The organism is Streptomyces sp. BHT-5-2 (assembly GCF_019774615.1).
GTDB lineage: Bacteria > Actinomycetota > Actinomycetes > Streptomycetales > Streptomycetaceae > Streptomyces.
In genome coordinates, this window is sequence record NZ_CP081497.1 from 2,441,701 (window position 1) to 2,460,441 (window position 18,741).

An 18,741-nucleotide genomic window follows, 5' to 3' on the forward strand; every position below is an offset into this window, starting at 1 on the left:
CACGGCGGTGCCTGGGGAAGGGCGAGGTGCGATGACGGAAACGGTGTCCGCGGTCCGTACGGTGAGTGCGCTGCTCGCAGACGGGAGCACGGTCCGGCTGCGCCCGGCCTGCCCGGCCGACCGCCCACAGGTGCTCCGGCTCTACGACGAGATGTCCGTCGACAGCCTGCGCAACCGCTTCTTCATGGTGAGCCGGCGCTCCGGCGAACGGGCCGCCGACCGGCTGTGCACGCCGGGCGGCCGCGGGCACCGCACCCTGGTCGCCCTGCACGGCGACCGGCTGATCGGCGTCGCCGAGTACGAGACGGGCGACGACCCGGCCACCGCCGAGATCGCCCTGGCCGTCGCGGACGACTTCCACCGCCGCGGCGTGGGCACCCTGCTGCTGGAGCACCTCGTGCACACCGCCCGCGAGAACGGCGTGACCGCGTTCACCGCCGACTTGCTCGCCGACAACCACCCCATCCACCGCGTCCTGGCCGACCTCGGGTTGCACCTCACCCGGCGGTACGACGGCACCACGGTGCACGGCGTCATCGGCCTCGAACCGGACGAGGCCTACCTCTCCGCCATGGACCTCCGGGGCCGCACCGCCGGAACCGCGAGCCTGCGGCCGCTGCTGCGGCCCCGCTCGGTCGCCGTCATCGGAGCCGGCACCAGGCCCGGTTCGGTGGGGCGCGCCATCCTCCACAACCTGCGCGAGGACCACTTCCGGGGGCTCCTGCACGCCGTCAACCCGCACGCCCACGCCGTCCTGCACGTCCCGGCGTTCGCGTCCGTCGGCGAGTTGCCGCACCCTCCGGAACTCGCCGTCCTGGCGGTGCCGGCCGCCGCCGTCCCAGGCGTTGCGCGGGAGTGCGGCCGGGTCGGGGTGAAGGCACTGGTGGTGGTCACCGCCGGCCTCGACGCCGACCGCACCGCGGAGCTGACGGCGGCCTGCCGCCGATGGGGCATGCGCATGGTCGGGCCGAACTGCCTGGGAATCGCCAACACCGAGCCCGACGTCCGGCTCGACGCGACCTTCGCCGTCGGCAGACCGCTGCCCGGCACCGCGGGAGTCGCCGTCCAGTCGGGCGGTGTCGGTATCGCCCTCCTCGACGGGCTGTCCCGCCTGGGCATCGGCGTCTCCAGTTTCGTCTCGCTCGGGGACAAGCGCGACGTCAGCGGCAACGACCTCCTCCAGTGGTGGGAGTGCGACGACCGCACCGACCTGGCCCTGGTGCACCTGGAGTCGTTCGGCAACCCCCGCGCCTTCTCCCGCACGGCCCGGCGCGTCACCCGGCGGATGCCGCTGCTCACCGTCGACGCGGGCCGCTCGACGGCCGGCCGGCGCGCCGCCGCCTCCCACACCGCCGCCGCGGCCACCCCGACGATGACCAGGCGGGCACTGTTCCGACAGGCAGGCATCACCGCCACCGACACCCTCGGCGAACTCCTGGACACCGCCGCCCTGTTGCACTCCCAGCCACTGCCCCACGGCGACCGGGTCGCCGTGGTCTCCAACGCGGGCGGGGTCGGAGTGCTGACCGCCGACGCCTGTGCGGACGTCGGACTGGCCGTACCGGAGCTTCCCCCGGCGCTCGCCGATGACCTGCTCGGCATGCTTCCGACCGGCGCCGGCGCCGGCAACCCGATCGACACCACACCGGCGGTGACCGTACCGGAGCTGAGCCGCTGTGTGGAGCGGATCGCCGCCTCCGGAGCGGTCGACGCCGTCGTGGTGGCCCTGGTGCCGACCGCCCTGACCACCGCGGTGGGCACCGACCTGCTCGACGCCCTCACCTCCGCACCACGCACCGCCCGTGCCAAGTGCCCGCTCGCCGCTGTCCTGCTCGACCAGCCGGAACGCGTCCGCCTGCTCCGCACGGACGACGGACGGGCCGTCCCCGCCTACGGCGAGGCCCAGTCGGCGGCCCGCGCCCTGCGGCACGCCACCGAACGCGGCCAGTGGCTGGCCCGGCCGCCGGGGACCCCGGTGGCACCGGCCGGCGCCGATTCGGCGGAGGCCCGTGCCCTGGTCGCCGATTTCCTCGCCCGGGACCCGGCCGGCGGCTGGCTGGACGCCCGGCGGACCGCACGGCTCCTGCGCTGCTACGGCATTCCCCGGTTGCCGCAGTCGTACGTCACCACCGAGGAGGAAGCGGCCGACGCCGCGGCACGCCTGGCGAGCCGCTCCGGGGCCGTGGCGCTCAAGGCACAGGGCCCGGACCTCCTCCACAAAACCGAACTCGGCGGTGTGCTCCTCGACCTCCGCGGCCGGCACGCCGTGCGGACCGCCTACCGCGACCTGACCGCACGCCTGGGCACGGCGATGACCGGGGCCCTGGTCCAGCCCATGGCACGGCGAGGTACGGAGCTGCTGGCCGGTGTGGTCCAGGACGAGGTGTTCGGTGCCCTGGTCGTCTTCGGCTCCGGCGGCACCACCAGCGAGCTGCTGGCCGACCACGCGGCCCGACTCGCCCCCCTCACCGACACCGACGTCCACGAACTGCTCACCGCGCCCCGCTGCGCCCCCTTGCTGTTCGGCTACCGCGGTGCCGAGCCGGTCGATCTGGCCTCTCTGAAAGACCTGTTGGCCCGCCTCTCGCTGATGGCCGACGACCTTCCCGAGTTGGCCGAGGCCGAGTGCAACCCGGTGATCGCGCGGCCCGACGGCAGCACCGTCGTGGACGCCCGGATCCGCCTGCTGCCACGCCGGGCGACCGACCCGTACCTGCGCCGGCTGCCCTGAAGCCGACAACGGACGGCGGAATGCGGGGAGAAGGGAAACGAGATGAAGCGGCGACGGGTCGGGGCGGTCATGACCGGTGACGTCGTCCGCGCGCAGGGTGGGACCCCGGCCATCGAACTGACGCGGTGGATGGCCGAGTTCGGCATCAACGGCGTGCCGGTGGTCGACGGCGACGACAAGGTGATCGGGGTCGTCTCGGCGACGGACCTGGAACGCGCGCGCCGTACCGGCGGCAGCTCGCCGGACCGCTCCGCGCGGACCCTGATGTCCGCCCCGGCCCATACCGTCCGCGCCGACGACTCGGTCGTGCGGGCCGCCCGGCTGATGTCCTCGTACGGCATCGAGCGGCTCCCGGTCGTGGACGAGGAGGCCCGCCTCGTCGGCATGCTGACCCGGCGCGATGTCCTCAAGCTCTTCGCCCGCTCCGACGAGGAGATCCGGGCCGAGGTGATCGACGCGATCGTGCTCCGCACCATGTGGCTGGACCCGGCCGGCGTCGACGTCTCCGTCCGCGACGGCGTGGTGACCTTGGAAGGATCCCTGGACACCAGTGGCCAGGCAGCGGCCTTGGTGGGGATGGCGCGGATGGTCGACGGCGTCACCTCGGTGGTCGACCGGCTCGCCCACCGACGCACGGGCCCGTGGCGGGGCCCGGAGCGGGGGAAGGAGGACGATGCCCGTCCGCCGTGACGGGCCGCGGTGCGCGGGGCTCGGTGGCGGTCGGGCGCGCAACGGTCACGGGTGGTCGCGTCGCGACGGCGCGTCGAGTTCCGCCCACTCCCGCTCCCACTGCGCGTACCGCCGGCGGTTCAACAGACCGACGCCGGCCTTGTACGCGCCGAAGACCGCCAGACCGGTGCCGGAGGCGGCCACGGTCCCGATCGCCACGCCCTCGACCAGGGTGTCCCCGGGTGTGCCGGGATCCCGGATCACGGCTCCGTGGCGGTCCAGCCAGACGGTCGTCCGGTCCCCGGCCTGCGTGGTGGGTGGCACCGTGGCCTCGCCCGTCCGCACCGTGCCGTCCGGTGCCGTCCACCGGACGACCGCGTGGACGGGTGCCACCGCTCCGCTGCCGGAGCCGATATTGATGGTGGTGGGAGGCGCTTTGGTCACCACGGCGGTGGCCGAGTGCCAGCCGGCTCGTTGCTCTCGGACGGCGGTGTCCACCGAACTGCCGGCCACCACCCCCGCCACAGGCGCGGCCACGGCGATCAGCAGGCCGCTGACCAGCGCCAACCAGGACTGTGCCACGTCCGTGCGGCGCTGGAGCGGACCGTGCCGCCACGGCCGGTGGAGTGTCCGCGGAATCATCTGGCACCCCCTTCACCTGCTGGTTCGAGGCTCTCACCACAGGGTGTCCGGGGGAGAGGGCCGAACGGTCCCGGTGCGGGGCCTGGAGGTGTGGTCGGTGGGGGTGGTGTGGGGGCTGTTCGGCCCTGGCGGGTCGCCTTGGGTGGGGTGAGGATGAGGTGGGGGGTGGGGTTTGTGGACGGAGGGCCTGATGAGCGAGACGGGTGTGTTCTCCCCGCAGTGGCCGATCCGGGTGTTCCTGGTCGATGATCATGAGGTGGTCCGGCGTGGTGTGCAGGATCTGCTCGATGCGGAGCCGGACATCGAGGTGGTGGGTGATGCCGGAACGGCCGATCGTGCGTTGGCGCGGGGGCCGGCGTTGCGGCCCGATGTGGCGGTGCTCGATGTCCGGTTGCCGGATGGCGACGGGATCTCGGTGTGTCGTGAGTTGCGTTCGCGGATGCCGGAGGTGGCCTGCCTGATCCTCACCTCGTTCGACGATGATGACGCGCTGCTCGATGCGATCATGTCCGGGGCTGCTGGTTACGTTCTGAAGGAGATCAAGGGCACGGATCTGGTCGCCGCGGTGCGTACGGTGGCGTCGGGGCGTTCGATGCTGGATCCGGCCACCACGGCGCGGTTGATGCGTCGTCTGCGGGGTGGGGAGGAGGACGTGGCGCCGTCGGAGGAGGATGCTCTGTCCGGGCTGTCGGCGCGGGAGCGGGAGATCCTAGAGCTGATCGGGGAGGGTTTGACGAACCGTCAGATCGGTGCGCGGCTCTATCTGTCCGAGAAGACCGTCAAGAACCACATCTCCCGGCTGCTGGCCAAGCTCGGCGTCGAGCGCCGTATCCAGGCGGCGGTGCTCGCCACGCAGCACGGGGTGGGGGCGAGTATGGAACGGGCGGGCTAGCGCATCAGGGGATCGGTGCCGTCCACGTCAGGCGGGTGCCGCCCTCCGGCCGGGCCGTCACGGTCATTTCGCCGCCTGTGCTGCGGGCTCGTTGGGCGAGGTTGTCCAGGCCGCTGCGTCGGTGGTGTTGGGGGATGCCGGTGCCGTTGTCGGTGACGGTCAGGGTGAGTCGGCCGGCGTGGGCGGTCAGGGACACGTCCGCCGTGCTGGCGTGGGCGTGGCGGGCGATGTTGCTGAGGGCTTCGGAGAGTGCGGCCAGGGTGTGTTCGGCCAGTTCCTGCGGTACGTCGGTGTCCAGCAGTCCTTCCATGTGCAGGGACGGGGAGAATCCCAGTGCGCGGGATGCTTCTTCCAGTGTGGCGACCGTCCGGGTCCGCAGGCCCTGTCTGTCGGTTGCGGTGTCGTGGGTCCGTAGCCCGAAGATGGTGGATCGGATGATCTTGATGGTCTCGTCCAGGTCGTCCACCGCGCGCAGGAGCCGTTCGTGTGCCTCGGGGTGGTCCACGAACCGTACTGTGCTCTGCAGTGTCATTCCGATGGCGAAGAGCCGTTGGATGGCCAGGTCGTGCAGGTCGCGGGCGATCCGGTCGCGGTCTTGGAGCAGCGTCATCTGATCTGCGGCCGCGCGCTGTTCGGAGAGTTCCATGGCCAGGGCGGCTTGTCCGGCGAAGGTCAGCAAGGGTGCGGTCTCGGGGCTGGTGAAGGGGGCGCGTCCGCGCAGTCGCGCCAGGATCAGCACGCCGCGGACTTTCTGGCCGGTTGCCAGGGGAACGGCCACCGCCGGCCCCAGCCCCCACCAGCGGGGTGGACCTGCGGTGATCCTGGTGTCGTGCTCGATGTCCTGGCTGATCAGCGGGCGTCCGGCGGCCAGTGCGGCGCCGCCGAACGATCCGCGGCGGGGCAGGACCAGGCCGCGGTGGGCCTGGGCGTCGACGCCGGAGGCCAGCTCCGTGCGCAGGCAGTCGCCCTCCACCGGTAGGGCGAGGACTGCGAGGTCGGCGGAGAGGATGCGCACCGCGCGGTCGACGATGGTGCAGAGCACGTCCTTCTCCAGGGTGTTCTGGTCCTTGGCCGCCGGTAGTAGTCCGGCGACGATCTCGCTGTTCGCCTCCAGCCATTCCTGGCGGTAGCGGGCTTCTTCGAAGAGCCGGGCGTGTTCGATGGCCACTCCGGCTGCCACCGCCAGCGTCGACAGCAGTGTCTCGTCGTCCTCGGTGAACGGCCCGCCGCCGTGCTTCTCGGTCAGGTACAGGTTGCCGAAGACCTCGTCGCCGATGCGTATCGGTACTCCGAGGAAGGAGTGCATCGCCGGGTGGTGCGGTGGGAATCCGTGGGAGGCGGGGTGGTCGGCCAGTTCGCTGACCCGCAGTGGGGCGGGACGGCGGATCAGCTCGCCGAGGATTCCGTGGCCGGCGGGCAGGGTGCCGATGGCCTTGAACTGCTCGTCGGTCAGGCCGACGGGCAGGAACTGGCTGAGTCTGCCGTCGGCACCGATCACCCCGAGCGCGCCGTACCGTGCGTCCGCGACCACCACGGCGGCCTCGATGATGTGCCGCAGTACCTGTGGCAGCTCCAGGCCGGCGCCCACCGACAGCACCGCTTCCAGCAGCAGGTGCTGCGAGCGGCCGCTGGTCTTCTCCACGGCGCGCAGCCGCTCCAGCAGATCGTCGGGCAATGCGTGCAGGTGCAACCGCTCCCCGTCCGTCCGACAGCCCACCTCGCCCACGGCCCACCTCCGTCGTGGCCGGCCTGTGTGGCCCGGCCACACCACCACGGTAAGGCGAGCCACCGACAGACACCTCATGTACAGCGCTCTTCGCCCGTCCTCGGCCCTTCGCCATGGCGTGGGCCGTTCGGCCCGGACCCAGCGCCCATCGGCTCATTGGTCGGCAGAGGGCCGGGGAGCAGGCTCGACAGCGAGGGGCGGTCAACCGTCCTGTGGCCGTTTTGACTGAGGAGCAACGATGGGCAACGTACTGCAACGCCACCCGGCACGGACTCTCTCGATGCAGGACATGTTCGACCGGCTGGAAAGCGGGATCCTCGGGGGGCCGTGGCACTTCGGCACACACGAGATCCGCATAGAAGAACACCTGACCGAGGACGCTTACCAGGTCAAGGCGGAGCTGCCCGGCATAGACCCGGACAAGAACCTGGAGATCGACGTCACGGGAGACTTCCTGACCATCCGCGCCGAGCGGGAGGAACGCACGGAGACCAAGGAGAGCTCCGAGTTCCACTACGGGTCGTTCGCACGCGCGGTGCGGCTGCCTGCCGGGGCTCACGGGGACCGGGCGACCGCCGACTACACCGACGGCATCCTCACCGTCCGGGTGCCGCTGGAGGCGGCGAAGGGCGAGACCACCAAGATCCCGGTCACCCACGCGACGCGGCCCAGCTGAGCCGCAGGGCGGCGAAACGGGAGAACAGGGCCAGGGCCGGCAGCGATCGCCGTGCGACCGCTGCCGGCCCTGCGTCATGCGGTCGCCTTCGTCGAGCGCCGCACCGACTCGTGTACGCCCTCCAGGTCGTCGGTCGCGGTGCGCGCCAGTTGTGCGGCCAGGTCGTTCATCGCTCGGCTGGCCGCAAGCTCGTCGCCGATCTCGGGCACGTTGGGGTCCCGTGGGCTGCACCGGGCCGTGCCGTGCCCGGTGAGCGTGGTGGTCCCGGTGTCGAGGACGACATGGGCCTTCGTGGCGCTGCCCTCCTCGAAGAGGTGCAGCCGTACCTTCCATTCAAGGGTCTTGGCCATGACGTACCTCCTGTGTCGAACTCCCAGCGCCAGGATCGACCCACAGCGCCGGATCCCGACAGGGCTGGAGCGCCTCGGTCCATGAGCCGACCGGCCCCCGGTCGTCTCGTCCCGCGGCGTCCGGACGGTGCCGACCTCAGCCGCCGGAATCCGTGCCCCGCGGTGCGAGGTCCCGCTCGATCCGTGCGACGAGCGGGAGAACGGCGGCGGCGACCGGCGGCGACAGGGTGGTGCCGGGGCCGGTGTCCGCGGCTTCCACGGCGTAGACGAGCAGTTCCGTCGGCAGTCGGCCCAGCACGCGGGCCAGCGCCACGGCATCGCCCAGGGCGAAGCCGTGCGAACTGGTCTCGCCGTGGGGTGAGGGGGAGAGCGCGTCATGGATGCGGAACCGGTGGACGTGGCCCGGCCGGGACGGACGGGAGCGGGCCGCGTCCACGACGATCGCCCGGCGCGCGCCTTCCCAGGCACCGATGAGCCGGGTGGGTTCCCCGTCGGTGCGGAACAGCGCGACGCCGCGGGCGAGCCGACGCCGTGCGAGCTCGGCGACGACCGCCCACCCCACGCCGTCGTCGCGACGGTGGTCGTTGCCGATGCCGATCACGGCGATCCGCGTGCGGGAGCGGGAGGAACGATCCATGGTGCCGCTCCTTCCCCACGCGGGCTCCCGCGGAGTCGTCCGGGGCCGCCCCGGGGGCCGTCCGAGGTACGCGCAAGGCTGTATGGGGCACACCCCAGCCCGTCGGCCCGGTCAGCGACCGGGGCCGGTCCCATACTGACCGCGTTGGCGTGATCTGCACCGGAAGGCGGCCGATGACGGGCGAGGCATCCACCGCGGTGATCGGGACCGACGGGATGGCAGCGCTGATCCGCGTCCTGGCCGCCCGAGGCCGCACCGTCATCGGCCCCACCGTGCGCGATGGCGCGATCGTGCTGGACGAACTCACCGACGGCGAAGAACTGCCCTACGGCTGGGGCGTGGAGCTGGAGGCCGGGCACTACCGGGTGCGGCCCCGCCCGGACGGCGCGGCCTTCGCGCACAGCGCCGGCCCGCAGTCCTGGAAGACCTACCTCCAACCGCAACGCGAGCGGCAGTGGAGCGCCGACCGCGGGTCCGACGGCACCTGGACGGTGACCGAGGACGACACCCCACCGCCGTCGTACGCGTTCCTCGGCGTCCGCCCCTGCGACCTGCGGGCGATCGCCGTGCAGGACCGGGTACTGGCCGGCGGGCCGCACAGCGACAGCCGCTACCGCGCTCGTCGCGACCGGGCCTTCCTCGTCGCCGTGGAGTGCACCGAACCGGGAGCCACCTGCTTCTGCACCTCCATGGGCACCGGGCCCGGTGTGGACGGCGGCTACGACCTGGCACTGACCGAGGTCGTCGATGACGGCGGCGGCCACCGCTTCTGGGCGCGGGCCGGCAGCGACGAGGGCGCGTCGGTGCTGGCGGAGCTGCCGCACCTGCCGGCCGATCCCGCGCTCGCCACCGTGGCCCGGGAGCAGGTCGCCGCGGCGGCCGACCGGATGGGCCGCACCATGCCCGAGGTGGACCTCCAGGCGCTGATGCGCGAGACGCTGCACGCCGACCGCTGGAACGACGTCGCCGCGCGCTGTCTGACCTGCGGCAACTGCACCATGGCCTGCCCGACCTGCTTCTGCACCTCGGCCGAGGACGTCACCGATCTCACCGGTGACCATGCCGAGCGGTGGCGGCGCTGGGAATCCTGCTTCGACCTGGAGTTCAGCCATCTGCCGGGCGGCCCGGTCCGCGCCTCGGGCCGCAGCCGCTACCGGCAGTGGGCCACCCACAAACTCGGCACCTGGTACGACCAGTTCGGCAGCTCCGGCTGCGTCGGCTGCGGACGGTGCATCGTGTGGTGCCCGGTCGGCATCGACATCACCGAGGAGGCCCACGCCCTGAACGCGGAGCGCGCGACGGGCGGCCCGCCGGGGGAGGGCCGTGCATGACCCCCGACCGCTCGGGCTTCCTCGATGCGCTGCCGCCCGTACACCGTGACCGACTGCTCACCCTCGCCCAGGAGATCTCCTTCCCCGTGGGGCTGCGGATCTTCGACGAGGGCGGCACGGCCGACCGGTTCTGGGTGATCCGCTCGGGGACCGTCGCCCTCGACGTGTACGAGCCGGGCCGCGGCGCGGCCGTCGTCGAGACGCTCGGCGAAGGTGAACTCCTCGGCTGGTCCTGGCTGTTCGAGCCCTACCGCTGGCATCTGGGCGCACGGACCCGGGCCCCGGTGACGGCGTACGAGTTCGACGCCGAGCGCGTCCGTGGAGAGATCGATGCCGATCCCGCCTTCGGGCTCGCGGTCACCCGGTGCGTCGCGGCGGTGGCGATCGGCCGACGGCTGCGGGCCGCGCGCATCCGCCTGCTGGACCTCTACGGCCCGCCCGGCAGTGCGCCTCGGACCGGGAGTGCGGGAGCGGCGCTGTGAGCGTGACTGCGACCAGGGGCCGCCGCCCGGACCTGGTGCCGGTTCCCTACCGGGTGGCGGAGCGCACCGACCAGAGCCCGGACACCGCCGATGTCGTGCTCGACCCGGTGGGCGACCCGCTACCGCCTTTCGTCCCAGGGCAGTTCGCCATGGTGTACGCCTTCGGTGTCGGTGACATCCCGCTCTCGCTGAGCGGTACGGACGGCCATCGGCTGACGCACACGATCCGTGCGGTCGGTGCGATCTCCCGGGCGCTGCACGGTCTGCGGCCCGGTGCGACGGTCGGGGTCCGCGGCCCCTTCGGCGTCGGCTGGGAGCTGCCCGCCGGTCAAGGGGCCGACCTCCTGATCGTCGCCGGGGGGCTGGGCCTCGCCCCGCTGCGCCCGCTGATCCGCGCCGCACTGGCCGCACCGCGACGGCACGGCCGACCGACCGTCCTCATCGGCACCCGCACACCCGGCGACCTGCTCTGTGCCCGCGACATCGAAGCCTGGCGTGCCGCCGGTGCGCGGGTGGAGATCACCGTCGACCGGCCCGATGATGCCTGGCAGGGAGACGTCGGAGTCGTCACCGGTCTGCTGGGCCGAGCGGAATCCGACCCCCGGAACGCGGCCGCCTTCGTCTGCGGACCGGAGGTGATGATGCGGGCCACCGCCCGTGAACTCGTCCATCGCGGACTGGCGCCCGACCGGATCCAGGTCTCGCTGGAACGCACCATGCACTGCGGCACCGGTCACTGCGGGCACTGCCAGCTCGGCCCGCTGCTGCTGTGCCGCGACGGCCCGGTCGTCGCCTGGCATCACGCCGAACCCCTGCTCGCGGTAAGGGAGTTGTGATGTGAGGGCCACCCCCGACGCGTCCGCGACCGACCGGCTTCCGGAGCTGGCGGTGTGGAAGTTCGCCTCGTGCGACGGTTGCCAGCTCACCCTCCTCGACTGCGAGGACGAACTCCTCGGCATCGCCGGCCGGCTCCGGATCAGCCACTTCCTGGAAGCCTCCAGCGCCCCGGGGCCCGGCCCCTACGACCTCTCCCTGGTCGAGGGGTCGGTCACGACGGCGCAGGACGCGGAGCGGATCCGACACATCCGCGCCGCCTCCCGCCGCCTGGTCACCATCGGCGCCTGCGCCACGGCCGGGGGCGTGCAGGCCCTGCGCAACTACGTCGACATCGCCGAATACCAGGCCGTGGTCTACGCCCGGCCCGACTACATCGACACCCTCGCCACCTCCACCCCCATCAGCGCCCACGTGCCCGTCGACTTCGAACTGCGCGGCTGTCCCATCGCCCCCGGCCAACTCGTCGAGGTCATCACCGCCTTCCTCGCCGGACGCACACCCGACGTCCCCGCCCACAGCGTGTGTTTCGAGTGCAAGCGCCGTGGCACGGTCTGCGTCACGGTCGCGCACGGCACCCCCTGCCTGGGACCGGTGACCCACGCCGGGTGCGGCGCCATCTGCCCCGCCTACGACCGCGGCTGCTACGGCTGCTTCGGCCCGTCCGATTCCGTCAACTTCCCCTCCTTCGTCCCGCTGCTGCGGCGCGACGGCATGGACACCCTCGACGTGGTGCGGGTGCTGCGCACGTTCAACACCGGCGCGCCGGAATTCGACGCGGAGTCGCGGAAGGAGAACGGTCGGTGACGCACCGGGAAACCAAGGTGCTGCGGGTGGACTCCCTGGCCCGCGTCGAGGGCGAGGGAGCCCTGCATCTGCGCCTCGACGGGGGCCGGGTCGTCGAGGCGCACCTGAAGATCTACGAACCGCCGCGCTTCTTCGAGGCGTTCCTGCGCGGCCGTGCCCACACCGAGCCGCCCGACCTCACCTCCCGGGTCTGTGGGATCTGCCCCGTCGCCTACCAGATGAGCGCCTGCCGCGCCGTCGAGGATGCCTGTGGCGTCAGCGTGGAGGGACAGCTGACCGCCCTGCGCCGGCTGCTCTACTGCGGTGAGTGGATCGAGAGCCAGACCCTCCACATCTACCTCCTGCACGCCCCGGACTTCCTCGGCCACGACAGCGTCATCGACCTCGCCCGCACCCACCCCGGGCACGTCGAGCGCGGCCTCGGGCTCAAGCAGACCGGCAACGCGATCATCGAACAGCTCGGCGGACGCGCCATCCACCCCGTCAACGCCCGCCTCGGCGGATTCCACCGCGTCCCCACGAAACGTGAGCTGCGGCCCCTGGCGGAACGGCTGCGACGCGCCCGCGACGCAGCGGAGGCCACCGTGCGCTGGGTGGCCGGCTTCGACTTCCCCGACGCCGGCGGCGACCACGACCTCCTCGCGCTGGCCGAACCCGGCAGCTACGCCATCGGCTCCGGCACCCCCACCGTCATGCCCGCCCCGAGCACCGCCGGCCTGCCGCCGGACAGCGACCGGGCCCTGCCCACCCGCACCTTCCCGGTCCACACCTTCCCCGAGCACGTCGTCGAGACCCAGGTACCGCACTCCACCGCCCTGCACTCACGACTCGACGGGCGCCGCCACCTGACCGGGACGCTCGCCCGCTACGCGATCAGCGGCCGCTGGCTGCCCCCGAAGATCCTCCACACCGCCCGCGAGGCCGGACTCGGCGACCCCCGCGAGGGCACCGTGTGCCGCAACCCCTTCCGCAGCATCATCGTCCGCGCCATCGAGGTGCTCTACGCCGTCGACGAGGCGCTGCGCCTCATCGACGCCTACGAGCCCCCGCCCCGTCCCCACATCGACGTTCCGGCACGCGCGGCCACCGGCCACGGCGCGACCGAGGCCCCCCGCGGCCTGCTCTACCACCGCTACACCCTCGACGCCGACGGAACCGTCACCGACGCCTCCCTGGTCCCGCCCACCGCCCAGAACCAGGCAGCGATCGAACACGACCTGCGGTGCGCGGTGCAGCACCGCCTGGACGCAGGCGGCCCGGCCACCGACGCCGAGCTGACCACCCTGTGCGAACGCGTCATCCGCAGCCACGACCCGTGCATCTCCTGCTCCACGCACTTCCTCGACCTGACCGTCGAGCGGGGGTGACCGCCGCACATCCCGAGACCGGGGCGCAGGGCCTCCGGACCCCGTGCGGAGCCACCCGGCCCTACCGGTGCCGGTGCCGGTGCGCCAGGCTCGGAAGCACAGGGTTCCGGTAGGGCCCCTCCGGGCCCGTCTCCGGGAGGAGAAGGAGCATGAGCAGCAACGACCCGCGCAACCCGGTGATGGTCGGAGTCTCCCGCTCGTCGACGGCCGCGAGTGCGGTGGCATGGGCAGCGGCCGCGGCGGCCCGGCGCGGCCGGGAGCTGTGCCTGGTGCACGCCCAGGAATGGCCCGCCGGAGCCGCGCCGAAGGACCGGCTCGACGCACCGGACCAGGTGTGGGCCTCGCATTTCCGGGCCACCGGACGCGACCTGTTGCAGAACCACAAGGACGCCGCGGTCGAGCAGGTGCCCGGACTGCGGGTCGCGACGCGCCTGGAGGACGGTCATCCGGCCGCTGTGCTGCGGGAGGCGGCGGAGGGAGCCGTCCTGCTGGCGGTCGGCACCCACCAGGTGTCCGGGCCGGGGGAGGCGGTCACCTTCACCACGGTCGGCCGGTCCCTCGTCGGGCACCCTCCGTGCCCGGTGGTGCTGGTCGTCGGCGACACCTCGCGCTACGACCCGCTGGGGCCGGTGATGGTCGGTGTGGACGGTTCGCCGGCATCGGCGCCGGCGGTGGCCTTCGCGTTCGAGGAGGCCGCGTCGAGCGACGCGGACCTGCTCGCGGTGCAGGTACGACGGCCGCGCCGCGGCGACTGGCCGGAGGCCGTCCAGGAGTCCCTCGTCGATGTGTCGGAGGCGCTCGCCGGGTGGCGTGAGAAGTACCCGCAGGTCGTGGTGCGGGAGAAGGTCGTGAGGGGGCAGCCGGCGGTGCAGCTGGCCGAGGAGGCCGCCGCGGCACGTTGCCTGGTGGTCGGGTCCCGGGGGCTGGGCGGCTTCCGTGGGATGGTGCTCGGTTCCACCAGCCGTACGCTGGCGCACTTGGCGCCGGGGCCGTTGGCGGTGGTGCCCCGGGAGGCCGGTACGGACTGAGCGCTTGCCGGCCCGCACGACGCCGCGGTCGCCGATCGGTGGGTGTCAGGCGCCGGGGCCCGGTCCGGTGCGGTGCGCCGCCCAGCGACGTCGGACGGCGTCCTCGTGCTCCGACTGCTCCAGGGCCAGCTCGACGGCCACGAGTTCCTGCTGGAGGCGGGGGATGCGGAGCCGGCGCAGTGCTCTGACCCGGACCGTGGTGTCGCGCAGCCGGGCCCCGACCAGGCGGGCGGCGGCCGAGGCGGCCCCGTAGCGCGCGGCCGCCTCGATCGCCGCGCGGTACGAGGTACGGGCGTGGATCAGCGCGGTGTTGCGCGGCGCGGCGTCCGATGTGGCCGTGGGGCCCGGGGACACGGTGGTCCGGCCCGGGTGGCGGACGCCCAGTGAGTCCTCCCACTCCACGGTGACGTCCGCGGGCGGGACGAGGGAGGCGGTCCGCAGGGCGTTCTCCCCGCTGAGCAGCAGACCGCGCAGCAGCCAGGTCCGGGCCTCGCGCTCCCGTTCTTCCCACTCGGCCCGGGCCGCGGATTCCGCCCGTCGCAGCTGCGCGAGTTCGGCCCGCAGGAGGTGGAGCTGCCGGTCGAGCACCTCCGCACCGCGGGTGGCGACCTGAAGGTTGCGGCGCAGTCGCAACCGGGCGGCCCGGCCGACGGGAGGAGGGGCGGCCGCCGTCATGGTTCGGTCACCGGGGAGCCGTCGCCGGTCCGTGCCTTCACCAGGGCGGCCGGGAGCATGCCCAGCTCGCTGGGCGGCAGGGTCAGCAGGACCTGCCAGGCACGCTCCAGCGACTCGTCCAGTGTCAGTGTCCGGTCGCGCCCCTGGTGCAGGAAGTCGTGGAGGTACACCGGGTACATCGCGAGGTAGCGGCGGTCGGCCGGGCTCAGGGCGGACTCCCCGGCCAGTTCGGCGAGTTCGGTGGCCTGCCGCGCGCGGGCGAGCGCGGCGGTGAGCTGTGCCGCGACATCCAGGTGGTCGGGGCGGGTCCGGTCGGGGCCGGCGCCCTTGCGCATCAGACGGGAGAGGGAGGACAGCGCGTCCACGGGCGGGTACACCCCTTCGGCGTGGATCTGCGGGGAGAGGACGATCTGTCCTTCGGTGATGTAGCCGGTGAGGTCGGGGACGGGGTGGGTGATGTCCCCGGCCGGCATGGTCAGGACGGGCAGTACGGTCACCGAGCCGGGGCGGTCGACGATGCGTCCGCACCGTTCGTAGAGGGAGGCCAGGTCGCTGTAGAGGTACCCGGGATAGGCCCGGCGGGCGGGCACCTCCCCGCGGGCGGCGGAGACCTCGCGCAGCGCCTCGGCGTAGGACGTCATGTCCGTCATGATCACCAGGACGTGCCGGCCGCCGTCGAACGCGAGGTGTTCGGCGACGGTGAGCGCCAGGCGCGGGGCGAGGATGCGCTCGATCACCGGGTCGTCGGCGGTGTTGAGCAGCAGGCACAGCTCGCCGGCGGCGGCGCGGTCCTCCAGCGCGTCCCGGACGAAGAACGCGTCCGCGTGGGTCAGGCCCATGCCCGCGAAGACGACGCTGAACCGCTCGCCCGCCGTGGTGGCCTGGGCGGCGATCTGCACCGCGAGTTCCAGGTGCGGCAGCCCGGCGGCCGAGAAGATCGGGAGCTTCTGCCCGCGCACCAGGGTGCTGAGCGCGTCCACCGCCGCGACGCCGGTGAGCACCGGCTCACCGGGCGGTTGCCGCCGCACGGTGTTGATCGCCACCCCCTCCACCGGGGCGGAGACCCGGCCGAAGACGGGCGGTCCGCCGTCGCGCGGAGCCCCTTTGCCGTCGCAGGTCCGGCCCAGCCAGCCCGCCCCGACGGGGACCGTCAGCGGGCGGCCGTCGAACGCCACCCGCAGCCCGGCCGGATCCATGCCACCGGTGCCCTCCAGGACCTCGACGACCGCGAGGTCGTCGTGTACCTCCAGGACGACGCCGTGCCGTCGTTCCCCCGAAGCGAGGGTGATCGTTGCGAATTCGTCCCAGCCGACGCCGGTGACGCCGCCCATCACGACGAGCGGTCCGCGCAGCTCCCGTGCCGCGGTGTACTCCACCGCCGCGGCCGGTGTCTGCTCGGGGCTCACCGGAGCTCTCCCAGGGCGGTGAGGACGGTGTCGCGGGCCGCCCGCACGGTGGCGGTGTCGCTCGGCCCCGCCTCCTCGCGAGCCCGCAACAGGGCGGTGAAGTCCGCCTGTTCGACGAGGTCCGGCGGGGTACCGGACGCCACCAGGGTCCGACACCGTTCGATGACGGCGAGCACCGCGTCGGCGAGCGCGGCCGTCTTCACCGGGGTGCTGTGCGCGTCGTTGGACGAGAGGGCGCTCTGTTGCAGCAGACCCTCCCGGATCAGGCGGCCGGCCAGGACGCCGACCCGTTCGGGCGCGGGCAGTGCGCCGATGCCGACCAGATCGACCAGGTCCGCCAAACGGTCGGCCTCGGCCAGCAGCCCGGCCACGGCGGCCCGCCGGTCGGCGGCCTCCGGTCCGTCCGGTCCCACGGTGAGGACTTCGGCGTCCCGGGAGAACGAGTGCGCCCATGACACCGCGGGGTAGTGGCGCGCGTAGGCCAGTTCCCGGTCGAGCGTCCACCGGCCGCGCACACAGCGTTCGGTGTGCGCGGTGACCGGCTCCGTCAGGTCGCCGCCGGGCGGGGAGACGGCTCCGAGGACGGTCACCGAACCGGGCCCCGCCCCGAGCGTGTTCACCGCCCCGGCCCGCTCGTAGAAGGCCGCGAGGGCCGAGGCCAGCCCGGCCGGGTACCCCTCCTCCGCGGGCAGTTCGCCGGTCCGCGAGGCGAATTCCCGCAGGGCCTCCGCCCAGCGGGAGGTGGAGTCGGCGATGACCACCACGTCGTACCCCATGTCACGGAAGTACTCGGCGACGGTGGCACCCGTGTGGATACTCGCCTCCCGGGCCATCATCGGCATGTTGGACGTGTTGGCGATGATCACGGTGCGATCCGCCAGCCGCCCGCCGGTCCGTGGATCGGTCAGCTCGGCGAACTCCGTGATGACGTCGGCCATTTCGTTGCCGCGCTCACCGCAGCCGACGTAGACGATGATGTCGGCGTCGCACCACTTGGCGATCTGCTGGAGCAGCAGCGTCTTGCCCGTGCCGAAGCCCCCGGGCACCGCGACGGTGCTGCCCCGGGCCACCGGGAAGAGCAGGTCGATCACGCGTTGTCCGGTGGTCAGTGGAGTGCGGGCCCGGACCCGTTCGCGGACCGGACGCGGCCGACGCACCGGCCAGTCGGTCACCGACCGGATCTCGGTGCCGCCGACCACGGCGAGCACCGCGTCCTCGGGCTGCTCGGCGGAGTCGGCCACGTACGTGACCGCACCGCCGCAGCCCGGCGGCACGAGAATCCGGGTACGCGGCCCGGCCGCGTCTCCCGCCTCGCCGATCACCGTGCCCTCGCCCACCTCCCGACCCCGGCCGACGGACGCGTCGAACGTCCAACGGTGCACCGGGGGCGCGCCGGTGCCGGTCCCCGGCACCAGCCGGTCACCGAAGGCGGTCAGCGGGCGGAGCAGCCCGTCGAACACTCCGCCCAGCAGCCCGGGGGAGAGCCGCGCGGAGACCGGTGCGCCGACGGGGAAGCCGTGCTGGCCCGGTGCCAGACCGCCGGTGTACTCGTACGCCTGGACCGTGAGCCGGGACGTGGTGATCGCGACGACCTCGGCCGGTACCCGCCCCGGGCCCAGCAGAACCAGGTCGTTCATGGCGACCCGGCCTGCGTTCTCCAACTCGACGAGTGGCCCGGCCACCCGCAGGATGCGGGCGGTGGGGGTCGGACGGGCGGCGTGCTCCGCCGTCGTCAGGTCCGCCACAGCGACTCGATCCCGGCACCGGCGCCGTCCAGGACGCGACCGGCCAGCGCGTCCAGGCTCAGATCCACGCGCCGGCCGTCGGCGCTGCCCACCACCCCGCCCCGCGGATGCTCGGCGAGGGTGGCCCCCGGGCCCAGCAACCGACGTGCCCGATCGGCCAACTGCTCCCGCACAGCGGGGTATCCCGGTTCCTCCCGGCACCGTCGCACATGGCTCAGTACCGTCCGACGCAGTTCGTCGTACGCCTCGGCCCGGGCCCGGAGGATTCCCGTGCGCACGGCGTGCCGGGTGCGCGCCGTGGCGTCGGCAGCGGCCCGGGCGCCCGCCTGCTCCCCCTGGCGGCGCGCCGCGCGCAGCACGGCGGCCGAACGGGACCGGGCGTCGGCGACGACCGCGTCGGCGTCCCGGTACGCCGCGGCCACCAGCCGATCGGCGTCCTCCGCGGCGGCGCGCAGCAGCGCCGTCCGGACGGCGGCCAGCGGCTCGGCCGGGCCGGTCGCGGGGGTGCGCGCCTCGGTCACGGCGGCATCACCACCGTCAACGGCTCCGCGGCGTCCAGGACTTCGGGGCCCAGTGCGGCTGCTGCCGCGGGGGTGAGGACGACCAAGGCCGCGTCGGCGGGCAGCTCCCGCCAGAACGCGCGGACCCGGTCCGGGTCGTCGGCGGGCCCGACCTGTGCCCCGGCCAGGGCGAATCCCGCGGTCCTGGCCCGCTCCCCGATGGCGACGACCACACCCATGGTG

Annotated in this window: 19 protein-coding genes; 10 read left to right on the top strand and 9 right to left on the bottom strand. The window is 73.3% G+C overall.

The features are described from left to right. The first annotated feature begins 31 nt into the window (after window positions 1–31). On the top strand, window positions 32–2,731 hold the full coding sequence (locus K2224_RS38410; protein ID WP_221911727.1) for a GNAT family N-acetyltransferase: 2,700 nt from the start codon (window positions 32–34) through the stop codon (window positions 2,729–2,731). Between the two features lie 42 nt (window positions 2,732–2,773). After that, window positions 2,774–3,421, top strand: a complete 648-nt coding sequence (locus K2224_RS38415) for a CBS domain-containing protein (protein WP_221911728.1) — start codon at window positions 2,774–2,776, stop codon at window positions 3,419–3,421. Window positions 3,422–3,466: 45 nt separating this feature from the next. Here K2224_RS38415 and K2224_RS38420 read toward each other — a convergent pair whose 3' ends face one another. Beyond that, on the bottom strand, window positions 3,467–4,042 hold the full coding sequence (locus K2224_RS38420) for a hypothetical protein (protein WP_260693794.1): 576 nt from the start codon (window positions 4,040–4,042) through the stop codon (window positions 3,467–3,469). Between the two features lie 190 nt (window positions 4,043–4,232). Here K2224_RS38420 and K2224_RS38425 point away from each other — a divergent pair, with 190 nt between their 5' ends. After that, a complete protein-coding gene (locus tag K2224_RS38425) occupies window positions 4,233–4,934 on the top strand; it encodes a response regulator transcription factor (protein WP_221911729.1) in 702 nt (233 codons plus the stop codon). 4 nt (window positions 4,935–4,938) lie between these two features. On the opposite strand, the gene K2224_RS38430 is transcribed toward K2224_RS38425, so the two are convergent. Continuing rightward, the gene (locus K2224_RS38430; protein WP_260693795.1) at window positions 4,939–6,660 is read right to left on the bottom strand and encodes a GAF domain-containing sensor histidine kinase; all 1,722 of its coding nucleotides are present in this window, start codon (window positions 6,658–6,660) and stop codon (window positions 4,939–4,941) included. Between the two features lie 238 nt (window positions 6,661–6,898). On the opposite strand from K2224_RS38430, the gene K2224_RS38435 reads away from it, so the two are divergent. After that, entirely contained in the window at window positions 6,899–7,336 is a 438-nt protein-coding gene (locus K2224_RS38435; RefSeq protein ID WP_221911731.1) for an Hsp20/alpha crystallin family protein, read from the top strand. Between the two features lie 74 nt (window positions 7,337–7,410). Here the strand turns inward: K2224_RS38435 and K2224_RS38440 are convergent, their stop codons facing one another. Together K2224_RS38440 and K2224_RS38445 are read right to left on the bottom strand one after the other, a co-directional pair. After that, window positions 7,411–7,686: a dsRBD fold-containing protein gene (locus K2224_RS38440; protein ID WP_221911732.1), complete on the bottom strand. Its 276-nt coding sequence runs from the start codon at window positions 7,684–7,686 to the stop codon at window positions 7,411–7,413. A 136-nt stretch (window positions 7,687–7,822) separates the two neighbouring features. Next, complete coding sequence (locus K2224_RS38445) at window positions 7,823–8,323, bottom strand: hydrogenase maturation protease (protein ID WP_221911733.1); 501 nt, start codon at window positions 8,321–8,323, stop codon at window positions 7,823–7,825. Window positions 8,324–8,496: 173 nt separating this feature from the next. On the opposite strand from K2224_RS38445, the gene K2224_RS38450 reads away from it, so the two are divergent. The 6 genes from K2224_RS38450 (at window position 8,497) to K2224_RS38475 (ending at window position 14,172) form a co-directional block, all read left to right on the top strand. After that, window positions 8,497–9,654: a 4Fe-4S dicluster domain-containing protein gene (locus tag K2224_RS38450; RefSeq protein WP_221911734.1), complete on the top strand. Its 1,158-nt coding sequence runs from the start codon at window positions 8,497–8,499 to the stop codon at window positions 9,652–9,654. After that, window positions 9,651–10,136, top strand: a complete 486-nt coding sequence (locus tag K2224_RS38455) for a cyclic nucleotide-binding domain-containing protein (RefSeq protein WP_221911735.1) — start codon at window positions 9,651–9,653, stop codon at window positions 10,134–10,136. The genes K2224_RS38450 and K2224_RS38455 overlap by 4 nt, the downstream gene beginning before the upstream one ends. Further along, complete coding sequence (locus tag K2224_RS38460) at window positions 10,133–10,972, top strand: FAD/NAD(P)-binding protein (protein WP_260693797.1); 840 nt, start codon at window positions 10,133–10,135, stop codon at window positions 10,970–10,972. Before K2224_RS38455 ends, K2224_RS38460 begins: the two co-directional genes overlap by 4 nt. A 1-nt stretch (window position 10,973) precedes the next feature. Further along, window positions 10,974–11,777, top strand: coding sequence for an oxidoreductase (locus tag K2224_RS38465; protein ID WP_260693798.1), 804 nt, complete (start codon window positions 10,974–10,976; stop codon window positions 11,775–11,777). Next, the gene (locus K2224_RS38470; RefSeq protein WP_221911736.1) at window positions 11,774–13,144 is read left to right on the top strand and encodes a Ni/Fe hydrogenase subunit alpha; all 1,371 of its coding nucleotides are present in this window, start codon (window positions 11,774–11,776) and stop codon (window positions 13,142–13,144) included. Before K2224_RS38465 ends, K2224_RS38470 begins: the two co-directional genes overlap by 4 nt. 149 nt (window positions 13,145–13,293) lie before the next feature. Then, the gene (locus tag K2224_RS38475; protein ID WP_221911737.1) at window positions 13,294–14,172 is read left to right on the top strand and encodes a universal stress protein; all 879 of its coding nucleotides are present in this window, start codon (window positions 13,294–13,296) and stop codon (window positions 14,170–14,172) included. A 45-nt stretch (window positions 14,173–14,217) separates the two neighbouring features. Here the strand turns inward: K2224_RS38475 and K2224_RS38480 are convergent, their stop codons facing one another. Genes K2224_RS38480 through K2224_RS38500 form a run of 5 tightly spaced genes read right to left on the bottom strand, consistent with a single transcriptional unit; the run spans window position 14,218 to window position 18,737 of the window. Beyond that, window positions 14,218–14,847, bottom strand: a complete 630-nt coding sequence (locus K2224_RS38480) for a V-type ATP synthase subunit D (RefSeq protein ID WP_221911738.1) — start codon at window positions 14,845–14,847, stop codon at window positions 14,218–14,220. Further along, window positions 14,844–16,253, bottom strand: coding sequence for a V-type ATP synthase subunit B (locus K2224_RS38485; RefSeq protein WP_260693800.1), 1,410 nt, complete (start codon window positions 16,251–16,253; stop codon window positions 14,844–14,846). Before K2224_RS38485 ends, K2224_RS38480 begins: the two co-directional genes overlap by 4 nt. After that, on the bottom strand, window positions 16,250–17,998 hold the full coding sequence (locus tag K2224_RS38490; RefSeq protein ID WP_260693803.1) for a V-type ATP synthase subunit A: 1,749 nt from the start codon (window positions 17,996–17,998) through the stop codon (window positions 16,250–16,252). Before K2224_RS38490 ends, K2224_RS38485 begins: the two co-directional genes overlap by 4 nt. Next, window positions 17,986–18,519, bottom strand: coding sequence for a hypothetical protein (locus K2224_RS38495; protein WP_221912321.1), 534 nt, complete (start codon window positions 18,517–18,519; stop codon window positions 17,986–17,988). Before K2224_RS38495 ends, K2224_RS38490 begins: the two co-directional genes overlap by 13 nt. Further along, window positions 18,516–18,737 (bottom strand): hypothetical protein, encoded by a 222-nt coding sequence (locus K2224_RS38500; protein WP_221912229.1) that lies wholly within the window; start codon window positions 18,735–18,737, stop codon window positions 18,516–18,518. The genes K2224_RS38495 and K2224_RS38500 overlap by 4 nt, the downstream gene beginning before the upstream one ends. Between the last annotated feature and the right edge of the window lie 4 nt (window positions 18,738–18,741).

Excerpts from the sequence above, each read along its gene's own strand:
- K2224_RS38410 (WP_221911727.1), top strand. The coding sequence starts at position 32 with ATGACGGAAACGGTGTCCGCGGTCCGTACGGTGAGTGCGCTGCTCGCA.
- K2224_RS38415 (WP_221911728.1), top strand. The coding sequence starts at position 2,774 with ATGAAGCGGCGACGGGTCGGGGCGGTCATGACCGGTGACGTCGTCCGC.
- K2224_RS38420 (WP_260693794.1), bottom strand. The coding sequence starts at position 4,042 with ATGATTCCGCGGACACTCCACCGGCCGTGGCGGCACGGTCCGCTCCAG.
- K2224_RS38425 (WP_221911729.1), top strand. The coding sequence starts at position 4,233 with ATGAGCGAGACGGGTGTGTTCTCCCCGCAGTGGCCGATCCGGGTGTTC.
- K2224_RS38435 (WP_221911731.1), top strand. The coding sequence starts at position 6,899 with ATGGGCAACGTACTGCAACGCCACCCGGCACGGACTCTCTCGATGCAG.
- K2224_RS38440 (WP_221911732.1), bottom strand. The coding sequence starts at position 7,686 with ATGGCCAAGACCCTTGAATGGAAGGTACGGCTGCACCTCTTCGAGGAG.
- K2224_RS38445 (WP_221911733.1), bottom strand. The coding sequence starts at position 8,323 with ATGGATCGTTCCTCCCGCTCCCGCACGCGGATCGCCGTGATCGGCATC.
- K2224_RS38450 (WP_221911734.1), top strand. The coding sequence starts at position 8,497 with ATGACGGGCGAGGCATCCACCGCGGTGATCGGGACCGACGGGATGGCA.
- K2224_RS38455 (WP_221911735.1), top strand. The coding sequence starts at position 9,651 with ATGACCCCCGACCGCTCGGGCTTCCTCGATGCGCTGCCGCCCGTACAC.
- K2224_RS38475 (WP_221911737.1), top strand. The coding sequence starts at position 13,294 with ATGAGCAGCAACGACCCGCGCAACCCGGTGATGGTCGGAGTCTCCCGC.
- K2224_RS38480 (WP_221911738.1), bottom strand. The coding sequence starts at position 14,847 with ATGACGGCGGCCGCCCCTCCTCCCGTCGGCCGGGCCGCCCGGTTGCGA.
- K2224_RS38500 (WP_221912229.1), bottom strand. The coding sequence starts at position 18,737 with ATGGGTGTGGTCGTCGCCATCGGGGAGCGGGCCAGGACCGCGGGATTC.